At 64.5% G+C, this 1,456-nt stretch carries 2 protein-coding genes; one reads left to right on the forward strand and one right to left on the reverse strand.

Translation table 11 applies throughout. The annotated features are described in order from the left end of the window. Positions 1 to 886, reverse strand: an 886-nt coding sequence (locus ACIRS4_RS36830; protein ID WP_404204413.1) for a DEAD/DEAH box helicase, incomplete at its 3' end; no start/stop codon positions are given. 435 nt (positions 887 to 1,321) lie between these two features. Between ACIRS4_RS36830 and ACIRS4_RS36835 the strand changes: the two genes are divergently transcribed. Next, the coding region (locus tag ACIRS4_RS36835; RefSeq protein WP_404204415.1) for a cold-shock protein at positions 1,322 to 1,456 on the forward strand (135 nt) is incomplete at its 3' end.

The raw sequence follows: 1,456 nt of genomic DNA on the forward strand, positions 1-1,456 counted from the left end.
GCCGCAGGGCCGCACCGTTTTCCCCGGTCACGCCGCTGCCGACGAGCGGCGGCTCCCACAGCGCCACGGTCCGCGCGCCCTGCGGCGACCCGTCCTCGGTGACCGCGACACACGGTGCGCCGATGAGCTTCTCGGCGGTGGCGGCGGGGTCGGCGGCGGTCGCCGAGCACAGCACGAAGACCGGATCGGCCCCGTACCGCTCGGCGAGTCGCCGGAGTCGGCGCAGCACCAGGGCCACGTGGGACCCGAAAACTCCCCGGTAGATATGGCATTCGTCGACCACGATGTACTTCAGCTGCCGAAACAGCCGCGCCCACCGCTGATGCGACCGCAACATGCCGACGTGCAGCATGTCCGGATTGGTGAAGACCCAGCGCGCGTGCGCCCGCACCCACTGCCGGATCTCCGCCGGCGTGTCGCCGTCGTAGGGCGCGGGATGGATGCTCCGCAGCGGATCTTCGCTGGTCAGCTCGTTGACCATACGCAGCTGGTCGGCTCCCAGCGCTTTGGTCGGCGCGAGATACAGCGCGGTGGCCCGCGGATCCTCCTGCAGCGCGGTCAGCACCGGCAGCTGGTACGCCAGCGACTTTCCAGACGCCGTTCCGGTCGACACCACCACGTGCCGGCCCGCCGCGGCGAGGTCCGCGGCCCGGCTCTGGTGGCTCCACGGCTCCGCGACGCCGGCCGCCTGAACTGCGGCGATGACGTCGGGAGATGTCCATTCGGGCCATTTCGTGACCTGCGCCGCGCGCGGTGGTAGCTCACGAACATGGGTGAGCCGGGCGTCACCTGAAACAGGGCCGTTTAGGACACGATTCAGCAACGATCTCCCGTAGCTGATGTCGCTCGCATCTCCGGATCGCGGCGCCGGATCTCGATCAATCATCGAAGCGCCATCGCGACACGCCGAAGGGGTGCGAAACGTGTGTGCGTCCGCCGCTCTACCTGCCATTTCACTACAGGGTAGCGACCTGCCTCACACCCTGTTTGCCAGATGCTCGCTCTGTTATCCGGAAGCAAACCAACTTCAAGTACGGATTTGGGCATTATGCCCCTCACCTGCGCATTCGCAAGATCAACTTTTTTGCAAATTGTGGGTAACTCCGCTGTTGAATTGCCCGAAGACATGGTTCACTGGTCCCTGGTCGCAAGCTTCTGTGTTCGAGGGAACGGATCTAAAGTCCAAACCATCAGCAGGATCGATGTTGCGAACGGTGTACTAGGTGCTTTCCTGCAGGGGGAACAGAGTACAGCGGTCTCAACGGACCCGGTGGATGAACCCAGTTGTCCGCCGTTCCGGTATGGAAAGAGAAGGAACAGAATGGCACAGGGAACTGTGAAGTGGTTCAACGCGGAGAAGGGGTTCGGCTTCATCGCGCCCGAGGACGGCTCCGCTGACGTCTTCGTCCACTACTCCGAGATCCAGGGGTCGGGCTTCCGCACCCTCGAGGAGAAC

The sequence above is a fragment of the Streptomyces sp. NPDC101166 genome, assembly GCF_044768125.1.
Taxonomy (GTDB): domain Bacteria; phylum Actinomycetota; class Actinomycetes; order Streptomycetales; family Streptomycetaceae; genus Streptomyces.